21 protein-coding genes and 1 pseudogene are annotated in these 25,920 nt (G+C 68.1%); 17 read left to right on the top strand and 5 right to left on the bottom strand.

Translation table 11 applies throughout. The features are described from left to right. Positions 1–105: 105 nt before the first annotated feature. The 9 genes from FV220_RS15135 (at position 106) to FV220_RS15180 (ending at position 14,760) form a co-directional block, all read left to right on the top strand. Complete coding sequence (locus tag FV220_RS15135; RefSeq protein ID WP_147832468.1) at positions 106–582, top strand: hypothetical protein; 477 nt, start codon at positions 106–108, stop codon at positions 580–582. Between the two features lie 121 nt (positions 583–703). Beyond that, the gene (locus tag FV220_RS15140; RefSeq protein ID WP_210322679.1) at positions 704–2,419 is read left to right on the top strand and encodes a penicillin-binding protein 2; all 1,716 of its coding nucleotides are present in this window, start codon (positions 704–706) and stop codon (positions 2,417–2,419) included. Then, positions 2,416–3,885 (top strand): UDP-N-acetylmuramoyl-L-alanyl-D-glutamate--2,6-diaminopimelate ligase, encoded by a 1,470-nt coding sequence (locus tag FV220_RS15145; protein ID WP_147832470.1) that lies wholly within the window; start codon positions 2,416–2,418, stop codon positions 3,883–3,885. Before FV220_RS15140 ends, FV220_RS15145 begins: the two co-directional genes overlap by 4 nt. A gap of 259 nt (positions 3,886–4,144) precedes the next feature. Continuing rightward, positions 4,145–5,611 carry a UDP-N-acetylmuramoylalanyl-D-glutamyl-2,6-diaminopimelate--D-alanyl-D-alanine ligase gene (locus FV220_RS15155; protein ID WP_147832471.1) on the top strand — a complete coding sequence of 489 codons (1,467 nt, stop codon included), beginning with the start codon at positions 4,145–4,147 and terminating at the stop codon, positions 5,609–5,611. A 126-nt stretch (positions 5,612–5,737) separates the two neighbouring features. Then, complete coding sequence (gene mraY, locus FV220_RS15160; protein ID WP_018045176.1) at positions 5,738–6,820, top strand: phospho-N-acetylmuramoyl-pentapeptide-transferase; 1,083 nt, start codon at positions 5,738–5,740, stop codon at positions 6,818–6,820. Between the two features lie 136 nt (positions 6,821–6,956). Continuing rightward, positions 6,957–8,315 carry a UDP-N-acetylmuramoyl-L-alanine--D-glutamate ligase gene (gene murD / locus FV220_RS15165; RefSeq protein ID WP_147832472.1) on the top strand — a complete coding sequence of 453 codons (1,359 nt, stop codon included), beginning with the start codon at positions 6,957–6,959 and terminating at the stop codon, positions 8,313–8,315. Between the two features lie 106 nt (positions 8,316–8,421). Beyond that, complete coding sequence (locus FV220_RS15170) at positions 8,422–9,525, top strand: acyltransferase (RefSeq protein WP_187273428.1); 1,104 nt, start codon at positions 8,422–8,424, stop codon at positions 9,523–9,525. 164 nt (positions 9,526–9,689) lie between these two features. Further along, entirely contained in the window at positions 9,690–10,916 is a 1,227-nt protein-coding gene (locus tag FV220_RS15175) for an O-antigen ligase family protein (protein WP_147832474.1), read from the top strand. A gap of 184 nt (positions 10,917–11,100) precedes the next feature. Further along, positions 11,101–14,760 (top strand): PAS domain S-box protein, encoded by a 3,660-nt coding sequence (locus FV220_RS15180; RefSeq protein ID WP_147832475.1) that lies wholly within the window; start codon positions 11,101–11,103, stop codon positions 14,758–14,760. Positions 14,761–14,770: 10 nt separating this feature from the next. Here FV220_RS15180 and FV220_RS15185 read toward each other — a convergent pair whose 3' ends face one another. The 3 genes from FV220_RS15185 to maiA all read right to left on the bottom strand — a co-directional run bounded on the left by FV220_RS15185 (position 14,771) and on the right by maiA (position 17,247). Next, positions 14,771–15,094 carry a hypothetical protein gene (locus tag FV220_RS15185; RefSeq protein ID WP_018045172.1) on the bottom strand — a complete coding sequence of 108 codons (324 nt, stop codon included), beginning with the start codon at positions 15,092–15,094 and terminating at the stop codon, positions 14,771–14,773. Between the two features lie 60 nt (positions 15,095–15,154). Beyond that, a complete protein-coding gene (locus FV220_RS15190; RefSeq protein ID WP_027172039.1) occupies positions 15,155–16,486 on the bottom strand; it encodes an NAD(P)/FAD-dependent oxidoreductase in 1,332 nt (443 codons plus the stop codon). Between the two features lie 116 nt (positions 16,487–16,602). Further along, complete coding sequence (gene maiA / locus FV220_RS15195) at positions 16,603–17,247, bottom strand: maleylacetoacetate isomerase (protein WP_147832476.1); 645 nt, start codon at positions 17,245–17,247, stop codon at positions 16,603–16,605. Between the two features lie 246 nt (positions 17,248–17,493). Here maiA and FV220_RS15200 point away from each other — a divergent pair, with 246 nt between their 5' ends. The 6 genes from FV220_RS15200 to coaA all read left to right on the top strand — a co-directional run bounded on the left by FV220_RS15200 (position 17,494) and on the right by coaA (position 22,426). Next, positions 17,494–17,886, top strand: coding sequence for a TonB family protein (locus FV220_RS15200; protein ID WP_056140272.1), 393 nt, complete (start codon positions 17,494–17,496; stop codon positions 17,884–17,886). Between the two features lie 150 nt (positions 17,887–18,036). After that, positions 18,037–19,059, top strand: coding sequence for an N-acetyltransferase DgcN (gene dgcN, locus FV220_RS15205; protein ID WP_147832478.1), 1,023 nt, complete (start codon positions 18,037–18,039; stop codon positions 19,057–19,059). Next, positions 19,056–20,045 (top strand): N-acetyl-D-Glu racemase DgcA, encoded by a 990-nt coding sequence (dgcA, locus tag FV220_RS15210; protein WP_056254156.1) that lies wholly within the window; start codon positions 19,056–19,058, stop codon positions 20,043–20,045. The genes dgcN and dgcA overlap by 4 nt, the downstream gene beginning before the upstream one ends. A gap of 157 nt (positions 20,046–20,202) precedes the next feature. After that, positions 20,203–20,979: an imidazole glycerol phosphate synthase subunit HisF gene (gene hisF / locus FV220_RS15215; protein ID WP_026176174.1), complete on the top strand. Its 777-nt coding sequence runs from the start codon at positions 20,203–20,205 to the stop codon at positions 20,977–20,979. 101 nt (positions 20,980–21,080) lie between these two features. Continuing rightward, positions 21,081–21,404: a phosphoribosyl-ATP diphosphatase gene (locus tag FV220_RS15220; RefSeq protein ID WP_056140283.1), complete on the top strand. Its 324-nt coding sequence runs from the start codon at positions 21,081–21,083 to the stop codon at positions 21,402–21,404. A gap of 29 nt (positions 21,405–21,433) precedes the next feature. After that, positions 21,434–22,426 carry a type I pantothenate kinase gene (coaA, locus tag FV220_RS15225; protein WP_147832479.1) on the top strand — a complete coding sequence of 331 codons (993 nt, stop codon included), beginning with the start codon at positions 21,434–21,436 and terminating at the stop codon, positions 22,424–22,426. Positions 22,427–22,441: 15 nt separating this feature from the next. Here coaA and thpR read toward each other — a convergent pair whose 3' ends face one another. Continuing rightward, positions 22,442–22,984 (bottom strand): RNA 2',3'-cyclic phosphodiesterase, encoded by a 543-nt coding sequence (gene thpR, locus FV220_RS15230; RefSeq protein ID WP_147832477.1) that lies wholly within the window; start codon positions 22,982–22,984, stop codon positions 22,442–22,444. 4 nt (positions 22,985–22,988) lie between these two features. Further along, positions 22,989–23,606, bottom strand: a complete 618-nt coding sequence (locus tag FV220_RS15235; protein ID WP_246689470.1) for an arylesterase — start codon at positions 23,604–23,606, stop codon at positions 22,989–22,991. A 150-nt stretch (positions 23,607–23,756) separates the two neighbouring features. Between FV220_RS15235 and FV220_RS15240 the strand changes: the two genes are divergently transcribed. Further along, positions 23,757–24,452 (top strand): ABC transporter ATP-binding protein, encoded by a 696-nt coding sequence (locus FV220_RS15240; RefSeq protein WP_147832481.1) that lies wholly within the window; start codon positions 23,757–23,759, stop codon positions 24,450–24,452. A gap of 39 nt (positions 24,453–24,491) precedes the next feature. Continuing rightward, positions 24,492–25,901: pseudogene (locus tag FV220_RS15245) on the top strand (FtsX-like permease family protein); the annotation flags it as partial. Between the last annotated feature and the right edge of the window lie 19 nt (positions 25,902–25,920).

Below are 25,920 nucleotides of genomic sequence, written 5' to 3' on the forward strand. Positions count from 1 at the left end.
GCGCACCATGGCGCCCGTCGCGCCGCCGCTGGCCGCCATCGAAGCGCTGGCGGCCCTTCCCGCCCAGCGCGGTCACCTCGTCTCGAAGAGCGGTGGAGTGCGTCGGTGATCCGTCTGCTGAACGTCCTCGCCATCCTCGGCCTGATCGGATCGGCGATCTACGCCTACTCGATCAAGTACGACACGCTGTACCAGGCCGGTCAGGTCTCGAAGGCCAAGAGCCAGCTCCACAAGGAGCGGCAGGCCATCGCGGTGCTGCGGGCCGAGTGGCAGCTGCTGACCCGCCCCGACCGCCTGCAGGCGGCGGTGGAGCGGCATCTCGCCCTGGAGCCCATCGGCGTGAGCCATCTCGGACGCCTCGCCGACCTGCCGATGCGTCCCGACCGCGGCGACGAGATCGGCCGCCTGCTGGCCGCCACCGCGACGCCCAAGGAGAAGTCGGCGGCGAAGTCCTCCGACGAGCCGAGGACGACCGGTTCGATCACCACGCGCACCACGACCACCAAGCCGACGACCACCGCGTCGGCGACCAAGACGACCACCGTCCAAACCACCAGAACGCCCAATACGGTTTCGAGGTAGTCCCGTGTCAGACGAGACCGTTCACGATCACGCGCCCCACACCGCCGAAGAGGCCGGGGGCGCCCACCACCCCGGGAGCGCTCCGCAGCCGGCGCCCGCCGCACGTCCGCCCTGGACGGTGATGGGCGTGGTGCGGGCGATGTTCCATCTGGCCATCGAGCGGTCCTATGCCCGCGTCGGCCTCGTCGGTCTCGGCTTCGCGGTGGTGTTCCTCACCATCGCCGGCCGGCTCGTGGCGATGGCGGCCTTCCCCCAGGCCGATAACGGCGACAACCGCGTCGCCGCCGCGGCCACCACCGCGATCCGGCCCGACATCGTCGACCGCAACGGCGAGATCCTCGCCACCGACATCCGCACGGTTTCGGTCTTCGCCGAGCCGAAGAACATCTACGACAAGGACGAGGCGGTGGAGCTCCTCACCGCCGTCCTGCCCGAGCTCAACGCCACCGACCTGCGCGCCAAGCTCTCGACGAAGAAGGGCTTCGTCTGGGTCAAGCGCGAGATCACCCCGAAGCAGCAACTCGAAGTGCATCGCCTCGGCATTCCGGGCGTCGGCTTCCTGCCAGACCACAAGCGCGTCTACCCCAACGGCACGGCGGCGGCCCATATCCTGGGTGTCACCAACCTCGACAATATCGGCATCGCCGGCATCGAGAAGTACATCGACAATACCGGCCTGAAGGACCTCAACAGCCTCGGCTTCGTCGCCAAGTCCACCGACCTCCGGCCGGTCCAGCTCTCCATCGACCTGCGGGCGCAATTCGCCCTGCGCGACGAGCTCGCCTGGGGCCTCGACCACTTCAAGGCCAAGGCCGCGGCGGGCATGATCCTCGACGTGACCACCGGCGAGGTGATCGCGCTCGCCTCCCTGCCGGATTTCGACCCGAACAACCCGGCCGAGGCGAACAATCCCGACCGGATCAACCGGATGAATGTCGGCGTCTACGAGATGGGCTCGACCTTCAAGGCGATGACGCTGGCCATGGCGCTCGATTCCGGCAAGTACAACGTCAATTCCACCTTCGACACCCGCGGCGGCGTGCTCACCTGGGGCCGGCAGAAGATCCACGAATATCACGGCACCAACCGCACCATCACCATGCCGGAGGTGTTCACGCACTCCTCCAACATCGGCTCGGCCAAGATGGCGCTCGGCATCGGCGTGCCCGGCCACAAGGCCTTCCTGAAGAAGATGGGCCTCACCGACCGGATGCGGACGGAACTGCCCGAGAGCGCGGAGCCCATCGTTCCCTCGCGCTGGACCGAGATCAACACCATCACCATCGCCTTCGGACACGGTCTCGCGGTGGCCCCCCTCCAGGCGGCGGCGGCGGTGGGCGCCATCACCAATGGCGGCAACCTCATCGTGCCGACCTTCCTCAAGACCACCGAGGCCGAGGCGCTGAAGAAGGCGACCCGCGTGCTCAAGCCCGAGACCAGTGAGGCGATGCGCTTCATTATGCGCCTCAACGCGGTGGAAGGCTCGGCCAAGAAGGCGTCGATCCCGCTCTACTACGTGGGCGGCAAGACCGGCACCGCCGAGAAGGTGATCCACGGCCGCTACGTGAAGAACCGCCTGTTCACGACCTTCATGGCCGCCGCGCCGATGAACAACCCGAAATACCTGTTCGTCACCATCATGGACGAGCCGCAGGGCCTGCCGGAATCCGGCGGCTACGCCACCGCCGCCTGGAACTCGGGCGTCGTCACCGGGCGGGTGATCGAGCGCGTCGCCCCGATCATCGGTCTGCCGCCGCAATTCGATCCGCCGGTGAAGCCGTTCCCCCTCATGGTGAAGCTCGGCGCGTATCACGCGACGATGCTCGACGGGCGATGAGCGGCATGACCCTCGGCGGATTGTTTCCCGAGGCCGACCTCGGTGCTGCGGCGGGAAATGCCGTGCATGGCATCACCGCCGATAGCCGCCGGGTCGTTCCCGGCGGCGTCTTCGTGGCGGTGCCGGGAACGCGGGTGGACGGCAAGGTCTTCGCGGCCAAGGCCTTCGCGGATGGCGCCGTCGCCATCCTGGGGGAGGGCGACCGGCCCGCCGACCTGCCGGCAGAGGCTCTCTGGATTGCCGTTCCCGACGTGCGCCGTGTCCTGGCGCTCGCCGCCGCGCGCTTCTCCGGCCGCCAGCCGCAGACCGTGATCGCGGTCACCGGGACCAGCGGCAAGAGTTCGGTGGCCGATTTCGTCCGCCAGATCCTGTCGCGTCTGGGATTCGCCTCGGCGAGCCTCGGCACGGTGGGCATCGTCACCGATCGCGGCGCGCAATACGGCTCGCTGACCACGCCCGATCCGGTCTCGCTGCACGAGACCCTGGCGCGGCTGGCGGATGACGGCATCACCCATCTCGCCATGGAGGCGTCGTCCCACGGGATCGAGCAGCGCCGCCTCGACGGCGTGACGCTCACTGTGGCCGGTTTCACCAATCTCGGCCGCGACCACCTCGATTATCACGCCACCATCGAGGAGTATCTCCAGGCCAAGCTGCGGCTGTTCACGACGCTCCTGCCGGATGGCCGGCCCGTGATCGTCAATGCCGATGGTCCCTATGGCGACCGGGTCATCGAGGCCGCGCGTGCCGCCGGGCACGATGTCCTGACGACCGGCATGAAGGGCGATGCCATCCGCCTCGTCGATGCCCGGACCGAAGGCTTCGCCCAGGTTCTGACGATTCGGCTCGGAGACGAGCCGGGGACGCACCGGGTCGACCTGCCCCTCGTCGGCGCCTTCCAGGTGGAGAACGCGCTCCTCGCCGCCGGCCTCGTCGGCGCCGCCATCGGACGCGACCGCATGGCGGACGTTCTCGCCACCCTCGAACACCTCACCGGCGTGCCCGGCCGCATGGAGCGGATCGGCGAGGTCAACGGCGCCCTCTGCCTCGTGGATTACGCCCACAAGCCCGAAGCCCTGGAGAGCGTGCTCGACGCGCTCCGCCCCTTCGCGACAGGTCGCCTGACCTGCGTCTTCGGCTGTGGCGGCGACCGCGACACCGGCAAGCGCCCGCTCATGGGCGCCATCGCGGCACGCAAAGCCGACCTCGTCATCGTCACCGACGACAATCCGCGCAGCGAGGATCCGGCCTCGATCCGCGCCGCCATCCTCGCCGCATCTCCCGGCGCCATCGAGATCGGCGACCGGGCCGAGGCGATCCGCACCGCCATGCGCGGGCTCCGGCCCGGCGACGTGCTGGTGGTGGCCGGCAAGGGTCATGAAACCGGCCAGATCGTGGGCGCACAGGTGCTCCCGTTCTCGGATCACGAGGTGATCCGGTCTGCGATCGCGGAGGTGGGGGCGTGAAACGGTCGTCGGTCGATCCGATGCGAAGGGTGTGCGTCCCCCTCTCCCCGCAGGCGGGGAGAGGGCTTCCTGCACCTCGCCGTGCAGGAAGCAAGCGGAGCGACGGTGAGGGGGGATCTCCGGAGGAGACTCGTCCGTCGTCGCCCCCTCACCATCGGCTGCCGCCTCGCCGTGCTCCCCGACAGGGGGGAGACACGGCCCTCTCCCCGCAGGCGGGGAGAGGGGATGCGTCCGACCGTTCATTACGAGTGACTCGCCGATGACTGCCTCGCCCCTCTGGACCCCCGAGGCCCTGGAAGCCGCCACCGGCGGCAGCCTGCTCGGCAATCCGAAGCCGATCACCGGTGCCTCCATCGACACGCGGACGCTGCAGCCGGGCGACCTGTTCTTCGCCATTCGCGGCGAGGCGCGGGACGGCCATGATTTCGTTCGCGATGCCCTGGCGCGCGGTGCCGGAGCGGCAGTGGTCGCCGCCGACCGGGCCGAGGAATTCTCCGGGGCGGGCGGCGTCCTTGCCGTGTCGGGAGCGGGCGAGGATCCGATCCTCGAGGCCATGCGTGCCCTCGGGGCGGCCTCGCGCCGGCGCACGGATGCCGGCATCGTCGCCGTCACCGGCTCCGTCGGCAAGACCGGCACGAAGGAGGCCCTGCTCCACGTCCTGTCCGCGCAGGGGCGGACCCATGCGTCCATCGCCTCCTACAACAACCATTGGGGCGTGCCGCTGACCCTGGCGCGGATGCCCGCCGACAGCGATTACGGCGTGTTCGAGATCGGCATGAACCACGCGCGCGAGATCGTGCCGCTGACCGCCATGGTCCGGCCGGACATCGCGCTGATCACCACCGTCGAGCCGGTGCATATCGAGCATTTCGCCTCGCTCTCGGCCATCGCCGATGCCAAGGGCGAGATCTTCTCCGGGCTGAGCGTCGGCGGGACCGCCATCATCAACCGCGACAATCCGAATTTTTCGCGCCTGCTCGCCCATGCCCATGCCTCGCAGGCTGGCCGCGTCGTCACGTTCGGCGAGCACGAGGAGGCGGATGTCCGCGCCCTTCGTATCGTCATGCGGCCCGATCTCTCCGTGGTGGACGCATCGGTGATGGGTATCCCCGTCACCTACCAGCTCGGAACGCCCGGCCGGCACACGGCGATGAACTCGCTGGGCGTCATGGCGGTGGTCCATGCCCTGGGCGCCGACCTGGCGCGAGCCGCCCTGTCCCTGGCCGCGTTGAAGCCCCCCGTCGGGCGCGGCGAGCGCACGGCGCTCAAGCTCAAGGACGGCGAGGCCTTCCTGGTGGACGAGAGCTACAACGCCAACCCGGCCTCGGTGCGCGCGGCCCTGGCCACCCTGTCCGGCATCGAGACCGGATCGCGCGGGCGCCGCATCGCGGTCCTCGGCGACATGCTGGAACTCGGAGCGGCGGCGGAAGAGCACCATCGCTCCCTCGCCTCGGCCGTGGAAGAGGCCGGGATCGATCTCGTCTTCACCGCCGGCCCGATGATGCGCCACCTGTTCGAGGCGCTGCCGGTGAGCCGGCGCGGCGTCTCGGCCGGAGCGTCGTCGGATCTCGTCGATCCGCTCCTGGGTGCCCTGCGCGCCGGAGACGCTGTGATGGTCAAGGGATCGAACAGCATCCGCATGGGCCGCATTGTCGAAGCCCTCAAAGCCCGCTACGCGGGCGCCGTGGACCGCGCCGAGTCGGCGCAGGCCGCGATCCGCCAATAGACCTCCGTGTCAGGCCCGGCTCGCCGGGAGAGCCCGCGAGCCGGGCGGCATGGCGGGGATGGAAAGGCGCGCGGCCTCCTCCAACCCCGACGATCCATTCCCAGACAAACCGCGACCGGGTGTCGGATGCTGTATCTCCTGTCGGACCTGAGCGGCACGCTCTCGCCCCTCAACGTCTTCCGCTACATCACCTTCCGTACCGGCGGCGCGCTGTTCACGGCGGGCCTGTTCGTGTTCTGGTTCGGGCCGCTCATCATCTCGCTGCTTCGCCTGCGCCAGGGCAAGGGGCAGCCGATCCGCGAGGACGGGCCTCAGACCCACCTGACCAAGCGCGGCACGCCGACCATGGGCGGGCTCATGATCCTGGCCGGCGCCATCGTGGCGATCCTGCTCTGGGCCAATCCGCGCAATCACTTCGTCTGGGTGACGCTGGCCGTGACCCTCGGATTCGGCGCCATCGGCTTCTACGACGACTACCTCAAGGTGACGAAGCAGTCGCATAAGGGGTTCTCGGGCAAGTTCCGGCTCCTGCTCGAAGCCTCCATCGCCATCTCGGCCTGCACCCTGATCTCGTATTATTCGGCGCCCGCGCTCCAGAACCAGCTCGCTTTCCCGGTCTTCAAGGATGCGCTCCTCAACCTCGGCTGGTTCTATGTCCTGTTCGCCGGCTTCGTCATCGTCGGCGCCGGCAACGCGGTGAACATCACGGACGGCCTCGACGGCCTCGCCATCGTGCCGGTGATGATCGCCTGCGGCACGTTCGGGGTCATCGCCTATCTCGTCGGCAACGTCTTCACCGCCAACTACCTCCAGGTGAATTACGTCCGCGACACCGGCGAACTCGCCGTCGTCTGCGGCGCGGTGATCGGCGCCGGGCTCGGCTTCCTGTGGTTCAACGCCCCCCCGGCGCAGATCTTCATGGGCGATACCGGGTCGCTCGCCCTCGGCGGCCTGCTCGGCACCGTGGCTGTCGCCACGAAGCACGAGATCGTGCTGGCCATCGTCGGCGGCCTGTTCGTCCTGGAGATCATGTCGGTGATCATCCAGGTCGCCTCGTTCAAGCTCACCGGCAAGCGCGTCTTCCGCATGGCGCCGATCCACCACCATTTCGAACAGAAGGGCTGGAAGGAGCCGCAGGTCGTGATCCGGTTCTGGATCATCGCCGTGATCCTGGCGCTCGCCGGCCTCGCGACGCTGAAGCTGCGCTGAGCGTCGTATGATGGTCCGCCACAACCGGTCTTCCTCCCGCCGATCACCTCGTCCTGAGGCCCGCTCGCGCGGGCGCCTCAGGATGAGGTAGAGGGAGGGGGACAGAGATCAGAGCATTGGCGAGTTCGAGACCCGCATGACCCCCGCCACCACCTTCGCCGGCCGCACGGTCGCCCTGTTCGGCCTCGGCGGCTCCGGCCTCGCCACGGCGGTCTCGCTCCAGGCCGGGGGCGCCCGCGTCGTCGCCTGGGACGACAGCCCCGAGAGCCGGGCCAGGGCGCGCGAACGGGGCATCGGCGTCGCGGATCTGCGCAGCGCCGACTGGTCGGGCTTCTCCGCCCTGATCCTGGCCCCCGGCGTACCGCTGACCCATCCCGCGCCGCATTGGACCGTCGATCTCGCCAAGGCGGCCGGAATCGAGATCGTCGGCGACGTGGAGCTGTTCTGCCGCGAGCGAGCCAAGATCGCGCCTAATTCGCCGTTCGTCGCCATCACGGGCACCAACGGCAAGTCCACCACCACGGCGCTGATCGCGCATATCCTGAGCGACGCGGGCCTCGACGTTCAGATGGGCGGCAATATCGGCACGGCGATCCTGTCGCTGGAGCCGCCGGCTCCGGGGCGCTACCATGTCATCGAACTGTCCTCGTTCCAGATCGACCTGACGCCGTCCCTGAACCCGAGCGTCGGAGTGCTCCTCAACATCACGCCCGACCATCTCGACCGGCATGGGACGATGGAAAACTACGCGGCGATCAAGGAACGGCTGATCCGGGGCTCCGCCCTCGCGGTGGTCGGCGTCGACGACGAGCCGAGCCGCGCCATCGCCGACCGGCATCGGGGACCCCTCGTACGGATCGGTGTCGCGCAACAGGACGTAGATGGGCTGACCGTCCGCGACGGGATCGTGGCCGGGCGCTCCGGGGAGGCCATCGCGGATGTCTCCGGCATCGGCTCGCTCCGGGGCGCGCATAACTGGCAGAACGCCGCCGTCGCCATCGCCGTGGCCCAGGCTCTCGCCGTGACCGATGGGCAGATCGCATCGGCACTCGTGAGTTTCCCTGGCCTGCCGCACCGGATGGAGGAGGTCGGCCGGCGCGGGCGGGTTCTGTTCGTCAACGATTCCAAGGCGACCAACGCGGATTCCACCGAGAAGGCCCTCACGGCCTTCCGCGACATCCACTGGATCCTCGGCGGCAAGCCGAAGGAGGGCGGCATCGACCTGCTGGCACCGCTGTTCGACCGCGTCGCCCACGCCTACCTCATCGGCGCGGCGAGCGACGCCTTCGCCGCGACGCTGGAGGGGAGGGTGCCCTACACGCGCTGCGGCACCCTGGACGTGGCGACGAAGCAGACGGCGGAGGCTGCTGCGAGATCAGAAGCGCCGGAGCCGGTGGTCCTTCTCTCGCCGGCCTGTGCCTCCTACGACCAGTTCAAGAGTTTCGAAGATCGGGGCGACCAGTTCCGCGCGCTCGTGCGGGGGCTGATCGGATGATCCGACCCCGGACCCCGTTTTCCGCGACCGGCTTTATCGGGATTTAACCGGCCCGGACTCATCATCCGCTGCGACCGGCATCATGCCGCTGGCGAGGCCGCGCCCTGTGAAACAGATCGTTTCCGTTCAGATCCTGCGAGGACTGGCGGCATTCATGGTCGTTTTCGGCCATGCCCAGCATCACACCCTCGTGCAGACGTTGAAGCTCGGCGGTTCGTTCGAGCGTGTTCATCTGTTACCTTGGCGCGCTGGTGTCGATATCTTCTTCGTCATCTCCGGTTTCATCATGGTCTACGCGTCCAAAGATCTATTTGGACGAAAGGGTGCATCGATCGAGTTTTTGGCGCGGCGAGTGGCGCGGATCGTCCCGCTCTATTGGATGTTCACAGCCTTCTACATCCTGTTTCTCGTGATCGCGCTCGTGGGCACGACCAAGGAATTTCCCGGCTGGCCGAGCATCGTCGCATCCTTTGCCTTCTGGCCAGCCTATGCCACGGGGCATGAGGCTCCAATGCCCGTCTTCGAACTCGGATGGACGCTGAATTACGAGATGTTTTTCTATGTCGTCTTCGCGGTCTTCATCGCCTTGCGACGCAGTCGAACGGTGATCGCTGTGGCGGCCCTGCTCGGTGGACTCGTTCTCATGGGATTCGTCCTGCAGCCGAGTGCCGCCGCCCCGTTCTTCTGGACCCGCCCGATCGTTCTCGAATTCGTCTTCGGCATGGGGATCGCTCTGCTCCTCTGCCATGGTGTGGTTTTATCGGGACTGATCCGGGGAGCCTTTCTCGTCGGCGGGGTCGCCATCCTCATAGCCGACCCAATCGACTCGTCGCATCAGGCCATCGATTGGACGACGCCCAACGACGCCTGGCGCGTCCTCGGCTGGGGACTCCCCGCAGCTTTGATCGTCTGCGCAGCCGTCCTCGGCCGTCAGGGGCAGCCTTCCCGTCTCTCCAAGCTCGGGGTCCATCTGGGCGACGCATCGTATGCGCTCTACCTGAGCCATCCTTTCGTGATCGTCGGGATCCGAAAGGCCATGCAATGGGCAGGCCTCGATGAAACGACGAGGGCGTGGCCGATGCTCGCCTTCACGGTCGTATCCTGCTGTGTCTTTGCCGTGTTCGTGCACCGGTTCGTGGAACGGCCGGTGACCCGCTTCATCCAGGGAATCCTGGTCCGCCCCCGGCCTCCCAGGACAGCGACAGCCTGACGCTTGGGCGACAGTCCTCAGCATGCGAGGGATGCAACGCCGCCTGCTTAAGCCTTCGCTGACGGGACTGCCTCATGCTGAGGCCGGGCGCATATCCTGAGGTGGGTTGGACGGGCGGAATGGCGGCAGGCGGGAGATGGAGCGCGAGTGAGGCGGGCGTCGCTATGGCGTCGGCTGCTCCTCGCCGCGTCTCGTCGGGCTCGCTTCACACCCTCGGCTACGCGCTGTTGGCGCTGGTCATCTTCTTCACGTGCTTCACCTTCATGAAGCCGTCGCCCTATGATTTTCTGGCATTGCCGACGATCGCGTTGTGGTTCCTGCTGGGGATCAGGTTCTACCGCTCGACGATCGTCATCGTCGCACTTCTGCTGATCTATCTGGTGGCGATCGTCATCGCGCTGATCCCCTATCTCGACGAGAGCAATTCGGTCGATTGGACTTATCAGGCCGTCTATCTCGGGTTGACCGGTATCTTCTTCGTGATGTTCTTCTCGGACGATACGTCCGACAGAGTCGGTTTCGTCCTCAAGGCGTACCTCGCGGGAGCGCTCTTTGCCGCGATCTGCGGCATCTTCAGCTATTTCGACGTGCTCGGCGAAGACGTGCTGTTCAAGATGGACGGACGCGCTTCGGGCGTGTTCCAGGACCCCAATCTGCTCGGATCCTTCCTCATCCTGTCGGTGCTGTATCTCATCCGCAGGATGCTGGTGGGGGAGACGCGACAGGTGTTCCTGTCGGCAATGGCGCTGCTCGTCCTGCTGGCCTGCGTCTTCCTCTCGTTCTCGCGCGGATCCTGGGGAGCGTGCCTCCTCGGCATTTGCCTGACGATCGGCCTCACATGGGCAACCTCTCCGTCGCGGGCCATTCGGCGGCGCATCGCCCGGTTGTCGGCCCTCACCGTCCTCGTCGGCGCGCTCCTGATCGGCGGCCTCCTGTCGATGGAGGGTGTCTCCGAGCGGTTCACCGACCGGGCGCAGGTCACAAAGGATTACGACGAAGGCGAGACCGGACGGTTCGGCAATCAGCGCCGCGGCATCCCGATGCTCATCGATCGCCCCCTCGGTTTCGGGCCGCTGAGATGGCGCGTGGTCTTCGATCTGGAGCCGCACAATTCCTACATCGGCAGTTTCGCGAATGGCGGCTGGCTCGGAGGTTTCGCGTTCGTCTCCATCGTCCTGACATCGATCTTCGTCGGGTTTCGCCTGTGCCTCAAACCGTCACCCTATCAGGGGCTCGCCCAGATCGTGTTTCCGGCCCTTCTGATGTTCTTCCTCCAGGCATTTCAGATCGATATCGAGAAGTGGCGTCACCTCTATATGATGCTTGGAATGGTATGGGGGCTCGAGGCCGCACGCGTTCGCTGGGTGTTTCGACAGCGATCGACCACCTGACATCTCACGCTGCGTCCATCGCCGGGGCGGCGACGTCTCGCCGGCGAAGGAAATGATGCCGTGCGCCGTCGCGAATGAGGCGGCGAAGGGCGAAATTCTCACGCGAGACATAGAACGTTATCCTAGCGACCCGCATATGTGATGCTCCGCAAGGCTGCCACCGCAGCTCAACGAGGCCCGATCCTTGATCACGCCGTCTCATGAAGCCGAGCGCGTCGCCGCGCTTCACGGCCTGGGTATCCTCGATACGCCTCCCGAAGAGCATTTCGAGGCGGTGTCGCGCACGGCCAAACGCCTTTTCGGGGTCGAGAAGGCCTATGTCGCCCTCATCGATTCCGACCGGCAGTGGATCAAGTCGGACTGCGATCTCGGCCACAAGGAGATGCCGCGCCTCGAATCGTTCTGTCATCACACCATCGCCGGTGGCGACATGCTCGTGGTGCCGGATGCGCGCCTCGATCCGCGCTTCGCCAGAAACCCCTTGGTGACCGGCCCCGATCCCATCGTCTTCTACGCCGGCGTGCCGCTGTGCCTCGAATCGGGTTTCCGCGTCGGCTCGTTCTGTCTCATGCACAGCACGCCGCGCCCGTTCGGCGTGGAGGATGAAGCGGCTCTGCACGACCTCGCGGCCACCGTCACCGCCCATCTTCGCCTCGCGGACGCCCATGTGAGGCTGGTCCGCGAGGCCGAGGAACGCGCGGCCCACCAGGCGACCATCGCCGACCAGCGGGAAGAGTTGCAGCAGCGCCAGAGCGCGCTCGCCAGCGCGCATCACCTGCTCTCCATGGCGGAGGAGGTCGCCGGGATCGGCCATTGGCGCGTCCGGCTCGCCGATGGCCAGACCTTCTGGTCCACGGGCATCTACGTGATCTCCGGGCTCGATCCCGCGACCTTCGCCCCGTCCTTCGAGCGGGCCATCGATCTGCATCATCCCGACGACCGTGAGTTGGTTCGCTCCAGCATCTCCGATGCGCTGGAGCGAAGGGGGGCTTTCGCCTTCGAAGCGAGGATGGTTCGTCCGGATGGGGAGGTCCGGACGATGGTCGTTCGCGGCATCTGCGAATGCGACGTGGCGGGTCTGGCCGTCGGTCTGGTCGGCACCGCCATCGACGTGACGGACGCCCGCAATTCCGACGCCGCCCTGCGGGAGCGGACGAGTCAGTTCCGCCGTCTCGTGGACGCGGTGAGCGATTGCGCCTTCGTCACCCTGGACCGGACCGGCCACGTCGCCAACTGGAACAGCGGGGCGGAGCGGATCACCGGCTATTCCGCGAAGGACGCCATCGGGCGCCACGTCTCGCGCTTCTATACGACGGAGGGGCTCGAAGCGGGGGCGCCGCGCATCGCGCTCGCCACCGCCGCCTATGAGGGGCGGCTCAAGTTCGAGTGCTGGCGGGTTCGCCGCGACGGCTCGCAATTCTTCGCCAGCGTCGCCATCGACGCCATCCGCGACGACGAGGGGGCCGTGGTCGGCTATGCCGAGATCACCCGCGACATCACCGAGCGCCGCGCGGCGGAACTCGAGCTCCAGCGTAGCGAGGATCGCTACCGCACCCTCGCGGAGGCTCTGCCCGCCCTGATCTGGACGACCCGCCCGCCGGACGGGACGGCGACCTATGTGAATCCGGCCTTCACCGCTTTCTACGGCGATATCGGTCCCGAGCGGACCGAGCGCACGGCGCGCAACCATCCCGACGATGCCGAACGCATGGCGGTCGCCTGGCGGAACGCCCATGCCTGGGGGCGGACCTTCACGGTTGAGGGACGCCTGCGCCGCCATGACGGCGTCTACCGCTGGCACAAGATCGTGATGATCCCGATCCCGACCCATGACGACCGGGCGCCCGATGCCGCCGAATGGCTCGGCACCGCCCTCGACATCGACGACATCATCACTGCACGCCAGCGGTTGGAGGAGACCACCGACCTGCTGCGCATCGCCCAGGACGCGGCCGATGCGGGCACCTGGGATCTCGACCTCTGGACGGATACCATCACCCTCAGCCCGAAAGCCGTCGGCCTGTTCGGCCTCCCCTGCGAGGGCGCCCGGGCCATGCCCGTCCAGGATTGGATCCCGCTGGTCCATCCCGATGACCGGGAGGCGGTCCGAGAGGAAGCAGCCAACGCGATCCGAAACCGGACCAACTACGTCGCCGAGTACCGCATTGTCGTGGACGCGGAGGAGCGCTGGATCTCGACCTGCGGTCGCGTGCTCTACGACGCGGCCGGCGCGCCCTATCGGATGGTGGGCCTGCATTTCGACATCACCGAGCGCAAGACGGTGGAGGCCGCGTTGCAGGCGGCCACAGTCAGGGCCGAGCAGGCCAGCGCTGCGAAAAGCGAATTCCTCGCCGCCATGAGCCACGAGATCCGGACGCCGCTCAACAGCATCCTCGGCTATGCCGACCTCCTGCTGGAGGAGCCGAGCCGGACGCCGGACGACAGGCACCGCCTCGAACTGATCGGAGGGGCGGGCGCCGCGCTTCTCACCATCGTCAACGACGTTCTCGACTTCTCGAAGATCGAGGCGGGGCAGTTCACCCTGGAACTGCTGCCCTTCCCGTTGCGCGACCTCATCGAGAATACGGTGGAGATCGTGCGCGGCAGCGCGCTCAAGAGCCCCGTGACCATCCTCTCGCGGCTCGACCCCGCGCTGCCGCCCTGGGCATTGGGGGATGCGAACCGGCTCAGGCAGGTCCTGCTCAATCTCCTCAACAACGCGGTGAAGTTCACTCCTGCGGGTTCCGTCACCCTGAACGTCAGCCAATGCGGCGAGGAGGCGGGCGGCCCCGTCCTGCGCTTCGAGGTGGTGGATACCGGTATCGGCATCTCGGAGGAGGAGCAGATCCATCTGTTCCAGCGCTTCAGCCAGGTCGATTCCTCCATCAGCCGTCGCTTCGGCGGCACCGGACTCGGCCTCGCCATCTGCCGCCGTCTCGTCTCGATGATGGATGGGGAAATCGGGGTCACGAGCCGTCCCGGCGAAGGATCGACCTTCTGGTTCACCCTCGCCCTGCCGCGCGCGGAGGCGGCGAGCGGCCCCGCTGAGGCCGGGGAGGGGAGAGTGGTGGCGAGGAACGCCTTGGTCCCGAGGCCGGTGCGGATCCTCGTCGCCGAGGACGTTCCGGTGAACCAGACCCTGGCTCGGGCGGTCCTCGAACTCGCCGGCCACAGTGTCGACGTGGTGGGCAACGGTGCCGAGGCGGTGGCCGCGATCCAGGCCCATGCGGGCGGACCGCTCGCTTTCGATCTCGTCCTCATGGACGTCCAGATGCCCGGCATGGATGGGCTCGCCGCCACGCGCCTGATCCGCGCCCTGCCTGCCCCCGCCTGCGCGGTGCCGATCATCGCCATGACCGCCAACGTCCTGCCCGAGAAGGTCGCCTCGCTGACGGCCGCCGGCATGGACGATCATGTCGGCAAGCCGTTCAAGCGCGATGCGCTCTACGCGGCCATCGCCCGTTGGAGCGGCCCCGTGGCTGCCGGCGACGCGCCGGCCCTACCGACCATCCTGGATCGCGAGGTCTACGAGTCGCTGAGGGACATGGTGGGACCGGAGCGGGCGACGGTCCTGCTGTCGATGCTGGCCGACGAACTCATCGACCGGTTCGGATCGTCGCCGCAGGCCGTGGATCTGTCGGGCATGGAGCCGGCGGATCTGGCCTACGACGCGCACGTCATGGTGTCGGCCGCCGGGCTGCTCGGCTTCGTCGGTCTGTCGGATCTCTGCCGCGAGATCGAAACCGCCTGCCGCAACGGGGACGACCTCGCTCTGCTGGTCCAGCGCCTCGTCGTCGTCCGGGACGGTACCCTTGGAACGATCAGGATGCTGCAAGCCGCCTGACCGTCCGGTATCACTCGGTCTCGGGTGTCGGCTCGTCTTCCGGCTCGGGTTCCGCCGTCCAGGCCGTGGCGAAGGCGGCGAGCTGCATGGCATCCTTGAAGGCCATGACCGAGACACTGCGCTCGGTGGGCATTCCACCCGGATAAGGAGCGATCAGGACGGTCTCCTGAGACAGACGCGCGCCGGGGGTCTTCTCGGCGATCCAGGCCTCCGCCTCGGCGCAGAGACGTGCCGGGTCGGAGGGATCTCGTGCGCGGGAATCCGAGCGCAGCACGAGGACGTAGGGGCCGAGCGTCGGATTGCGCTGCTGCAGGCCCTGGATGATGTCGATCATGATCGTGTCTCGTCACGTTCCTGCCGGGGGCGCGGCACGGCCCCCGGCGAATCCGGTCGTTCAATGAAGCTTGACCCGCGGCTCCGTGCGCCGCGTCAGGGCGCGGGCCGTGGCGTCGAGGGCGGTCTTGATCGTGCCGTGCAGGGCGCGCTCGTGCATCTTGTAGAGCGACCAGTACATCATCCGCGCGAACAGCCCGGCGATGAACATGTTCTTTCCCTGGATGAAGCCCATCAGGTTGCCCACCGTGGAATATTCCCCGAGGGACACCAGCGAGCCGAAATCCCGGTACTTGAACGGCTTCAGGGGCTCCCCGGCCATCTTGATCGGGATCTGCTTGATGAGATGGCTCGCCTGCTGGTGCGCCGCCTGCGCACGCGGCGGGATCGGCGTGTCCGAGCCCTGCTCCACCAGATAGGCGCAATCGCCCATGGCGAAGATGTCGGGATCGCGCGTGGTCTGGAGCGTCGGCGTGACCACGAGCTGATTGTTGCGCGTGGTCTCGAGGCCGCCGATCTCCTGCAGGAACGGCGGCGCCTTCACGCCGGCCGCCCAGACCACGAGTTCGGAGGGGATGAACCCGCCATCGGCGAGCTGGACGCCGTCGGCTCGGACTTCCGTCACCCGTGCCTGCGTGCGGACCTCGACGCCGATCTTGTTCAGCAGCGCCATCACCTCCGCAGAGAGACGCTCGGGGACGGCCGGCAGGATCCGGCTCGCCGCCTCGACGAGGGTGATCTTCAGGTCCTTGGCGGGGTCGATCTTGTCGAGGCCGGTGGAGGCCACGTCGCGGGTGGTGCGATGAAGCTCCGCCGCCAGTTCGGTGCCGGTGGCGCCGGCCCCGATCACCGTCACGTGGAGCTGGCCGGGGCGCACCGGCCCGACCTGGGTGTGTGCGCGCAGCATGCCGTTGACGAGGCGCTGATGGAACCGCACCGCCTGGTCCGGCGTGTCCAGGGCGATGGCGTTCTCCTTCACCCCCGGCGTGCCGAAATCGTTGGTGGTCGAGCCCACCGCCAGGACCAGCGTGTCGTAGGGGATCGAGCGGACGGGCGTGACCTCGCGGCCCTCGGCATCGTGGCTCGCGGCGAGCTGGATCGTGCGCGCGGTCCGGTCGAGCCCCGTCATCGAGCCGATGCGATAGCGGAAATGATGCTGATGCGCGTGGTGGAGATAGTCCACGGCGTGGTGGCCGACATCGAGGCTGCCCGCGGCGACCTCGTGCAGCAGCGGCTTCCAGATATGGGTCCGTGCCCTGTCCACGAGGGTGACGTGCGCCTTGCCCTTCCGGCCCAGCGTGTCGCCGAGCTTGGTGGCGAGCTGAAGCCCAGCCGCGCCTCCACCGACGACCACGATGCGGTGGAGGTTGTCCACGGTTTCGCCCGGTACCATGCGTCCCTCGTCCCTTAAACTTGAGCGGCAGGCAGCCCGCCTTTTTCTCCGCTCGGGTCTTATAGGCAAAATCTTTTTTGAACGGCAGCCTCAGCTACGCAGCCCGGCCGATATTCTCACGCGGGCGCGCCGGGCTGGCGCAGGGGATGCGCCCTGGCGAACGCCTCCTGCCCCAGGCAATCCTCGGCGATCCGCCTCACGGTGGGATAGGGCGCGGTCTCGACGCCGAAGATGCCGGTGCCGACCCAGAGGCTCACGAGGCAGAGATCGGCATGGCTGATCGCGTCTCCCTGCGCATAGCGGCCGGTGCCGGGCTCGTGGGCGAGGCGGGTCTCCAGCGTCTTGAGCCCGGTCTCGAACCAGTGCCGCACGAACCCCATCATGCCGTCCTTCGGGATGTCGTAGGCCGACATCAGGTAGTTGCGCACCCGCGGAACATAGAGCGGATGAGTATCGCAGGCGACCACCTGCGCCAGGGAGCGGGCGCGCGCCCGGGCTTTCGGATCGCTCGGCAGCAGGGCCGGCTCGGGATGGATGTCCTCGAGATAGTCGAGGATCGCCAGCGATTGGGTGAGGGGAGGGCCGTCGCCGTCGAAGAAGGCCGGCACGGCGCCCTGCGGGTTGATGGCGAGATACTCGGGCTTGAACTGGTCGCCGGCATCGAGATCGATGAAGGTCTCCTCGCAGGCGAGGCCCTTGAGGTTGAGGGCGATGCGCACCCGGAAAGCGGCGGCCGAGCGCCAGTTGCCGTACATCTTCATGGCCGTCTCCCCTTCAGCCTTTGGTCGCCGCGGACCACACCCGACAACGATGCCGACCGCAAGTGCCGATTCCGTCAGTGCACCGCGCCGGTCGGACGAGCGCTCGCCGGATGTCACCGCGTGATGGAATGCCTGCCGGGGGGCGGCCAACGACGGGCCGTTACGGAAGGCTTGCGGCGGCGATCTTCTAATGGCTATGTTTCACAGAATTAGTATTCAAGATTGGCGAGAGCCGTGGCGCTATCAATGAGTAAACTCTATGTTTTGAGAATCGCCGTCGCAATCTGTCTGATATTCGTGTCGATCCCCTCCTCGTTTGCCTGGAGGCTCGATCCGGACCAATTTTCCGGCCCGATGCGCGAATATCAGATCGAGCTTGCAAAGATTATCCTCGTTCGTGCGCGAAACACCGGCTACCGCTCCCAATTCAGTGGGATGACGACGGTGATGTTCACGATAAACCGTTCGGGAATCATCGAGGAATTTCATATCAAGGAGAGTTCCGGGTCTCCGTATATCGACTCCCTTGCCAAGGAGATCCTTCGAGTGGGCGCGCGTTACATCCCGTTCCCCGAAGGCGCTCCGATGTCCCACATGGTGATCACGGTCCCGATCCGCTTCGTTCGCCATCCTCGCTGAGGACTGACGCGGCCTCGTCGGCGCCAGATCGTTTCGCGGAACTCCGCCCGTGGCGGTCGGTCGTCGTCCGGCATTTGGCAGCACCGCCCGCTTCGCGCATAGACGGCGGGAACGGTTCGGAAGACCGCGATTGCGATGGGTGCCCGCGAGATGCAGATCGAAACGCCCTACCTGATGTTCCTCGGCGACGTGCGCGATACGTTGGCGGCCAAGACCGCCTACGGCATCGCCGACTGGCGGCCGGACTGGTGCGTCGGCCAGTTGCGCCTGCCCGGCTGCGCCGCCGATCTCGGCATCCCGGACCTGACCCTGGACGAGGCCGTGGCCAAGGGCTGCCGGACCATGGTCATCGGTGTCGCCAATGCCGGCGGCGTGCTCCCGACGCATTGGGTGTCGGAGGTCGTGGCCGCCCTGAATGCGGGGCTCGACATCGCCAGCGGCCTTCACGTGCGCCTCGGCTCGCTGCCGGAGATCGCCGAGGCGGCCGAGAAGAACGGCCGCCAGTTGCACGACGTGCGCCACACCACCGAGACCTTCGACACCGGCAAGGGCATCCGGCGGCCGGGACGTCGCTTGCTGAGCGTCGGCACCGATTGCTCCGTGGGGAAGAAATACACCGTCCTCGCCCTGGAGCGCGGCATGCGCGAGCGCGGCCTCGATGCGGATTTCCGAGCCACCGGCCAGACCGGCGTGTTCATCTCCGGCCGAGGCGTCGCCATCGATGCGGTGGTGGCCGACTTCATCTCCGGCGCCGTGGAATGGATCGCTCCCGCGGCCGACCCGGACCATTGGGACCTGATCGAGGGTCAGGGCTCGCTCTACCACCCGTCCTTCGCCGGCGTCAGCCTCGGCCTGCTCCACGGTGCCCAGGCCGATGCCTTCGTCGTCTGTCACGAGCCGAGCCGCAAAGCCATGCGTGGCGTGACGCATCCGCTGCCGTCGATCCAGCAGGTGATCGACCTCACGATCCAGCTCGGCAGCCTCACCAATCCCGGCATCTGCCCGGTGGGGATCGCGGTGAACACGCAGAAGCTCGGGGAGGACGAGGCCCGCACCCTGCTCCAGGATCTGACCAAGGAGCACGGGTTGCCCGCCACCGATCCGGTCCGCTTCGGAGTCGACGGGATCATCGACCGTCTGCTGGCGGAGTTCCCCGCCGGGAGCGCGGCATGACCCGCCGCCTCACGGTCGCGGTGGAGCGCTTCCCCATCGCCGGAGCCTTCACCATCGCGCGGGGCAGCCGCACGGAAGCGGTGGTGGTGCTCGCCACCATCACGGACGATGCCGACGGCCATCTGGGCCGGGGCGAATGCGTGCCCTACCCGCGCTACGGCGAATCCCCCGAGGGCGTCTGCGCCTTGATTTCCGAACAGGCCGACGCGATCGCGGCGGGGGCCACGCGCACCGATCTGCTCACGCTGATGAAGGCGGGAGCGGCGCGCAACGCCGTCGATTGCGCCCTGCTCGATCTGGAGGCCAAGCAGCGCGGCCGCCCGGCCTGGGAAATCGCGGGCCTGAGCCCGCCGCAGGTCGCCACCACCGCCTATACGCTGAGCCTCGGCACGCCGGAGAGCATGGAGGAGGCCGCACGCGGCGCGGCGCACCGGCCCCTGCTCAAGGTCAAGCTCGGCGGAGAAGGCGATCCCGAGCGCATCGCCGCCGTGCGTCGCGGCGCGCCGGAATCGCGCCTGATCGTCGATGCCAACGAGGCGTGGCGCGGAGAGACCATCGAGGCGAACCTGGCCGCCTGCCTCGCCGCGGGGGTCGGCCTCATCGAGCAGCCGCTCCCCGCCGGCGAGGACGCGTTGCTCGCCCGTATCGCCCGGCCGATCCCGATCTGCGCCGACGAGAGCCTGCACGACCGCGCCGGCCTCGACGCGCTCTCCGACCGCTACGACGCCATCAACATCAAGCTCGACAAGGCCGGCGGCCTCACCGAGGCGGTGATGCTGGCGCACGAGGCAAAGGCGCGGGGGCTCTCGCTGATGATCGGCTGCATGGTCGGCACGTCGCTGGCCATGGCGCCCGCCATGCTGCTCGCCCACCACGCCGATTATGTCGATCTCGACGGGCCCCTGCTGCTGGCGCGGGACCGCGAGCCGGCCCTGCGCTTCGACGGCAGCCTGATCCATCCGCCGACGCCGGATCTGTGGGGATAGGGCCGAGAGTTCTCGACGCCCGGTTCGGGTTTCAAATCTCGGCGAACGACCCTGCAAAATGGTGCCGATCCCCGTCGCCGAGTTGACGGAATGGTGCAGGGACGGGCATGGCCCGATGCGTGCGACCCGGATCGGCCGCAAGCGTGACAGGTCCACCATGTTGAAGACCCGAATCATTCCCTGCCTCGACGTGAAGGACGGGCGCGTCGTCAAGGGCGTCCAGTTCCTGGAACTGCGCGATGCCGGCGATCCGGTGGAGGCGGCCAAGGCCTATGACGCGGCCGGCGCCGACGAACTCTGCTTTCTCGACATCACCGCGAGTCACGAGGCCCGCGGCACCCTGCTCGACGTGGTGAGCCGCACGGCCGAGGCCTGCTTCATGCCGCTCACGGTCGGGGGCGGCGTGCGCACGGTGGAGGATATCCGCACCCTGCTCCTCGCCGGGGCCGACAAGGTCTCGATCAACACGGCGGCGGTGAACGACCCCTCCTTCGTGGAGCGCGGCGCCCTCAAGTTCGGCAGCCAGTGCATCGTCGTCGCCATCGACGCCAAGCGGACCTCCGCCCCGGGCGAGCCGGATGCCTGGCAGATCTTCACCCATGGCGGGCGCAAGCCCACCGGGCTCGACGCCATCGACTTCGCCCGGACCGTGGCGGCGCGCGGTGCCGGTGAACTCCTCGTCACCTCCATGGACCGGGACGGGATGCGCTCGGGCTACGACATCGCCCTGACACGGGCGATCTCGGACGCGGTCTCGGTGCCGGTCATCGCCTCGGGTGGCGTCGGTGGCCTCGACGACCTCGTAGCGGGCGTGCGCGACGGTGGCGCCAGCGCGGTGCTGGCCGCCTCGATCTTCCATTTCGGCCAGCACACCGTCGCCGAGGCCAAGGCGCATATGGCGAAGGCCGGCTTGCACATGCGGCTCGACCCGTGACGGGTCACGGCGCCGAGGTCCGACCCTTGCCCAATCCCTTCCCGTGCCGCAGGCTCCCCGCCGTAGCGTGCATCGTCCGGCCTGCCGAGAGCTAGGATCGCATGACCGATTTCACCCTGAGCGACCTGGACGCCCTCATCGCCGACCGCGCCGCCGCGCCGCCGGACCAGTCCTACACGGCCAAGCTCCTGGCCGGCGGGCCGGCCAAGCCCGCCAAGAAGCTCGGCGAGGAAGCGGTCGAGGCCGCCATCGCCGCCGTGCAGGGCGATCGCGAAGGGCTCGTGAGCGAGGCGGCGGACGTGCTCTACCATCTCCTCGTGCTGCTGCGCGCCGGCGGCGTCGCCCTGCCGGAGGTGATGGCGGAACTCGAGCGCCGCACCGCCCAGAGCGGCATCGCCGAGAAAGCGGCCCGGAGGCACCCGTGACCGTCGAGCCGTCACGGCCCATCGCCATCGTGTCCGAGCGCGATCCCGCCCTCGGCCAGGACCCGGTGACGGGGATCGGCCCCGAGCGCCTATCGCCCTATCGCCTGTTTTCCCGTGAAGAATGGGCTCAGCTGCGCGCCGACACCCCGCTGACGCTGACGGGGGACGATGTCAGCCGCCTGCAATCGCTCAACGATCCCATCTCCATCGAGGAGGTGGTGGCGATCTATCTCCCGTTGTCGCGGCTGCTCTCCCTCTACGTCGCGGCGACGCAGGGGCTGTTCAAGGCGACCCAGCGCTTCCTGCTGGCAGAGCGCGAGGCGAAGGTCCCCTACATCATCGGGGTGGCCGGTTCGGTGGCGGTGGGCAAATCCACCACCGCCCGCGTCCTCAAGGCGCTGCTCGCCCGCTGGCCTAACACGCCGAAGGTCGACCTCATCACCACCGACGGGTTCCTGCTGCCCAATGCCGAGCTGAAGCGCATGGGCGCGATGGAGCGCAAGGGCTTTCCCGAGAGCTACGACACCGCCGCCCTCCTGCGCTTCCTCACCGACATCAAGGCCGGCAAGAAGAGCGTGGCGGCGCCGCTCTATTCCCACCTCGTCTACGATGTGGTGGCGGGCGAGGAGCGGGTGGTGGAATCCCCCGACATCCTCATCGTCGAGGGGCTCAACGTCCTCCAGCCGGCGCGCCTGCCGCGCGACGGCACCGCGATCCCCTTCGTCTCCGACTTCTTCGATTTCTCGATCTATCTCGACGGGCACGAGGACGACCTGCACCGCTGGTACGTCAACCGCTTCCTGCGCCTGCGCCAGACCGCCTTCCGTGATCCGCTCTCGTATTTCCGCAAATACGCCGAAGTAACGGAAGCCGAGGCCCTGGAGATCGCCGACAACCTCTGGACCACGATCAACCTGCCGAACCTGCGCGACAACATCCTGCCGACGCGCCAGCGCGCGAGCCTGATCCTGGCCAAGGGCGCGAGCCATCGAATCGAGAGCGTGGCGCTGCGGCGGCTGTGAGCCGGAGCGTATCCCTCAGCCCAGCGGATACGCCGCCTCCACCACATACGGCCCGCCGCCCCGCGATTCCCGCGCCGAGAACAGGGCCACCCGCGTCGCGGTGAACCGCAAAGCCGGAAACAGGCCTCTCTCGGCGAAATACTCCGCCACGTCCGGTGCCTGGGTGTCGCGCTTGGCGAGACGGGCGAGGGTCACGTGGGGCGTGAATTTGCGTCGCTCCGGCTCGGCACCGGCGGCGCGGGCGATGCGCTCGTGCTCCTCCTGCAGATCGAGCAAGTCGGGGCCGGCAGTCACGCCTGCGACGATCGCGCGAGGCTTGTCTCCGCCGAACGCGTCGAGTCCGGTCAGTGTCACGTCGAGAGGCGGGCGCGGGCGCGCTTCGACGAGGCCGGCATGGAACGCCTCGGCCACCTCGTCATCCACGTCGCCGAGGAAGCGCAGGGTGATGTGGAGGTCGCCGCGCTCGATCCAGCGCGCGCCGCGCAGGCCGCATTGATAGCGCGACACGGCCTCGGCGATGTCGTCGGGAAGTTCGAGGGCGGTGAACAGGCGCGGCATCGGTTTATTTCTGCGCCGTGCCGAGCCGGTCGAGGAAGGTCTCCACCGTGGGCAGGATGCCCGCGACGATGGTCTCGACGCCCTTCACATTGGGGTGGAGCCCGTCCTCCAGGTTGAAGCGCCGGTCGTTGAGGATGCCTTCCAGAAAGAACGGATAGAGGACGAGGCCGTATTGCCGGGCGAGATCGGGATAGATCGCGTCGAACCGCGCGACGTAGTCCGGCCCGAGATTGGTCGAGGCCTTCATGCCGGCGAGCAGGACCGGGATGTTACGGGCCTTGAGCCGGGAGACGATGGTGTCGAGGGCCTTTCTCGTCACGGCGGGGTCGGTGCCGCGCAGCATGTCGTTGGCGCCGAGTTCGAGGATGACCCCGTCGGTCCCGTCGGGGACCGACCAGTCGAGCCGGTCGAGCCCGCCGGTGCTGGTGTCGCCGGAAACGCCCGCATTGGCGATCGACACGGCGCGGCCCCTGGCCTTCAGTTCGCGTTCCAGCACGGAGGGGAAGGCCGCGGCCGAGGGCAGGCGGTACCCGGCGGTCAGGCTGTCGCCGAAGGCCACGAGGTTGAGGGGGCGTGCGGCGGCATGGCCGATTCCCGTACCCAATGCGGCAAAGAGTGCCATTACCAGCGTCGCCCGGCGGGAATGCTGGCGTGGTGGGGCGAGACGAACCATATCGACCTCGTCGCGTGACGTATGACACAGACCCATTCCCGCACAGCCTCGACCTATGGTGTTCATGACGATGGTCTCACACAGATCGGTCCTGCCGTGATGCCCGGCAAGGTGGACGCTCCCGCGATCGCCCTGTCGCGGATCGATCTCAGCCTCGGCCGGGGGGCGGCGCGGGTCCATGTCCTGCGTGGCATCTCCCTCGACGTGGCGCGCGGCGAGGCGGTCGGCCTCGTCGGCCCCTCCGGCTCGGGCAAGTCGACCCTGCTGATGGTGATGGCGGGCCTCGAGCGGCCGGAATCCGGAGCGATCCATGTGGAGGGCACCGATCTCGGAGCGCTCGACGAGGATGCCCTGGCGCGGTTTCGCGGCCGGCGCATCGGCATCGTGTTCCAGGCCTTCCACCTCGTGCCGACGATGACGGCCCTGGAGAACGTCGCGCTGCCCCTCGAACTCGCCGACAAGCCGGGTGCGCACGAGCGGGCGCGGACGGAACTGGAAGCGGTCGGCCTCGGCCACCGGCTGCACCACTACCCCGCCCAGCTCTCGGGCGGCGAGCAGCAGCGCGTCGCCATCGCCCGCGCCATCGCGCCCGACCCGGCGATCCTGGTGGCCGACGAACCCACCGGCAATCTCGACGAGGCCACGGGCCGGCAGATCGTGGACCTTCTCTTCGCCCTGAAGCGCGATCGCGGCGCGACCCTCGTCCTCGTCACCCACGATCCCGGCCTCGCCCGGCTCTGCGACCGCACCGTGCGTCTGCGCTCGGGGCTTGTGGACGAGGCGGTGGCGGCGTGATCCGGCTGAACCCGCGCGTTCGGCGGAAGGCCTGACCCCATGCATGGCACCCTGCCTCGTCCCACTCCGCGCCCCAGCCGCGTCCCGCTCACCCTGCGCCTCGCCTTCCGCGAGTTGCGCGCCGGGCTTGGCGGTTTCGTCGTGTTCCTCGCCTGCATCGCGCTCGGCGTCGCGGCCATTGCCGGGGTCGCCTCGATCTCGCGCTCGCTCACGGATGGTCTCGGCCGAGAGGGCAAGCGCATCCTCGGCGGCGATCTCACCTACAGTCTGATCAACCGCGAGGCGACGCCCGACGAGCGGGCCGCCCTCGACGCGCAGGGCAAGGTCTCCGTGGTCACGACCCTGCGGGCCATGGCGCTGGCCGGGGACAAGGGCGCGGCCCTGGTGGAACTCAAGGCGGTGGACGCCGCCTATCCTGCTGCCGGCGAGCTTGTCACCGACCCGGCCGTGCCGCTCCACGATCTGCTGGCCGAGAGGGATGGGGTGTTCGGCGCCGTCGCCGATCCGGTCCTGCTGACGCGCCTCGATCTCAAGGTCGGCGACCGGATCGAGATCGCCGGCAAGCCGATCGCCATCCGGGCCACGCTGGTCTCCGAGCCGGACAAGATCGCCAACGGCATCGGCTTCGGCCCGCGCCTCCTCGTCTCCGCCGAGACGCTTCAGGCGACGGGGCTGATCCGGCCCGGCAGCCTCAACCGGTGGAGCTATCGCATCCAGGCCCCCGCCGCCGACGATGCGGAACTGGAGCGGCGGATCGAGGCCGTCGCCCGTGCGGTGCCGGATGCCGGCTGGGAGATGCGCTCGCGGTCCAATGCCGATCCGCGTTTCGCCAAGAGCGTCGAGCGCTTCACCCAGTTCCTCACCCTGGTCGGGCTCACGGCGCTCATCGTCGGCGGGGTCGGGGTCGCCAATGCGGTCAATGCCTTCGTGGCGCGGAAGCGCGGGTCTATCGCCACCCTGAAGAGCGTCGGTGCGCCGGGAGGGCAGGTCGTCGCCATCTATCTCACGCAGGTGATGCTGGTGGCCGGGCTCGGCACCGTGATCGGACTCGCGATCGGGGCGGGCCTGCCATTCCTCCTCGATGCCCTGTTCAACGATGCGCTTCCGCTGCCGTTGAACCCGACCCTGGCGCCGGCGGAGCTGTTGTTGGCCGCCGCCTACGGCCTGCTCACGGCGCTCGCCTTCGCCATCATTCCCCTGGGCCATGCCCATGACGTGCCGGTCTCCGGCCTGTTCCGGGACGTGGTCGATCCCGACACCCGCAAGACGCGGCTGCGCTACCGGCTCATCCTCGTCGCGGCGCTCGCCGCCCTGGTGGCGCTGGCACTGGCCACGGCGTTCGACCGCAGGGTGGCGCTGATGTTCATCGCGGCGGCCGGCCTCGCCTTCGGGCTTCTGCGTCTCGTCGCCCTCGGCCTCATGGCCGGGGCGCGGCGCCTGCCCCGGCCATGAGGCCGAGGGCGACGAG

Source organism: Methylobacterium sp. WL19 (genome assembly GCF_008040005.1).
Lineage (GTDB): Bacteria > Pseudomonadota > Alphaproteobacteria > Rhizobiales > Beijerinckiaceae > Methylobacterium > Methylobacterium bullatum.

Excerpts from the sequence above, each read along its gene's own strand:
- maiA (WP_147832476.1), bottom strand. The coding sequence starts at position 17,247 with ATGAAGATGTACGGCAACTGGCGCTCGGCCGCCGCTTTCCGGGTGCGC.
- FV220_RS15175 (WP_147832474.1), top strand. The coding sequence starts at position 9,690 with ATGGCGTCGGCTGCTCCTCGCCGCGTCTCGTCGGGCTCGCTTCACACC.
- dgcA (WP_056254156.1), top strand. The coding sequence starts at position 19,056 with ATGACCCGCCGCCTCACGGTCGCGGTGGAGCGCTTCCCCATCGCCGGA.
- FV220_RS15145 (WP_147832470.1), top strand. The coding sequence starts at position 2,416 with ATGAGCGGCATGACCCTCGGCGGATTGTTTCCCGAGGCCGACCTCGGT.
- FV220_RS15220 (WP_056140283.1), top strand. The coding sequence starts at position 21,081 with ATGACCGATTTCACCCTGAGCGACCTGGACGCCCTCATCGCCGACCGC.
- FV220_RS15140 (WP_210322679.1), top strand. The coding sequence starts at position 704 with ATGGGCGTGGTGCGGGCGATGTTCCATCTGGCCATCGAGCGGTCCTAT.
- FV220_RS15240 (WP_147832481.1), top strand. The coding sequence starts at position 23,757 with ATGCCCGGCAAGGTGGACGCTCCCGCGATCGCCCTGTCGCGGATCGAT.
- FV220_RS15155 (WP_147832471.1), top strand. The coding sequence starts at position 4,145 with ATGACTGCCTCGCCCCTCTGGACCCCCGAGGCCCTGGAAGCCGCCACC.
- hisF (WP_026176174.1), top strand. The coding sequence starts at position 20,203 with ATGTTGAAGACCCGAATCATTCCCTGCCTCGACGTGAAGGACGGGCGC.
- FV220_RS15235 (WP_246689470.1), bottom strand. The coding sequence starts at position 23,606 with ATGGCACTCTTTGCCGCATTGGGTACGGGAATCGGCCATGCCGCCGCA.
- thpR (WP_147832477.1), bottom strand. The coding sequence starts at position 22,984 with ATGCCGCGCCTGTTCACCGCCCTCGAACTTCCCGACGACATCGCCGAG.
- FV220_RS15185 (WP_018045172.1), bottom strand. The coding sequence starts at position 15,094 with ATGATCGACATCATCCAGGGCCTGCAGCAGCGCAATCCGACGCTCGGC.
- FV220_RS15200 (WP_056140272.1), top strand. The coding sequence starts at position 17,494 with ATGAGTAAACTCTATGTTTTGAGAATCGCCGTCGCAATCTGTCTGATA.
- murD (WP_147832472.1), top strand. The coding sequence starts at position 6,957 with ATGACCCCCGCCACCACCTTCGCCGGCCGCACGGTCGCCCTGTTCGGC.
- dgcN (WP_147832478.1), top strand. The coding sequence starts at position 18,037 with ATGCAGATCGAAACGCCCTACCTGATGTTCCTCGGCGACGTGCGCGAT.
- mraY (WP_018045176.1), top strand. The coding sequence starts at position 5,738 with ATGCTGTATCTCCTGTCGGACCTGAGCGGCACGCTCTCGCCCCTCAAC.
- FV220_RS15190 (WP_027172039.1), bottom strand. The coding sequence starts at position 16,486 with ATGGTACCGGGCGAAACCGTGGACAACCTCCACCGCATCGTGGTCGTC.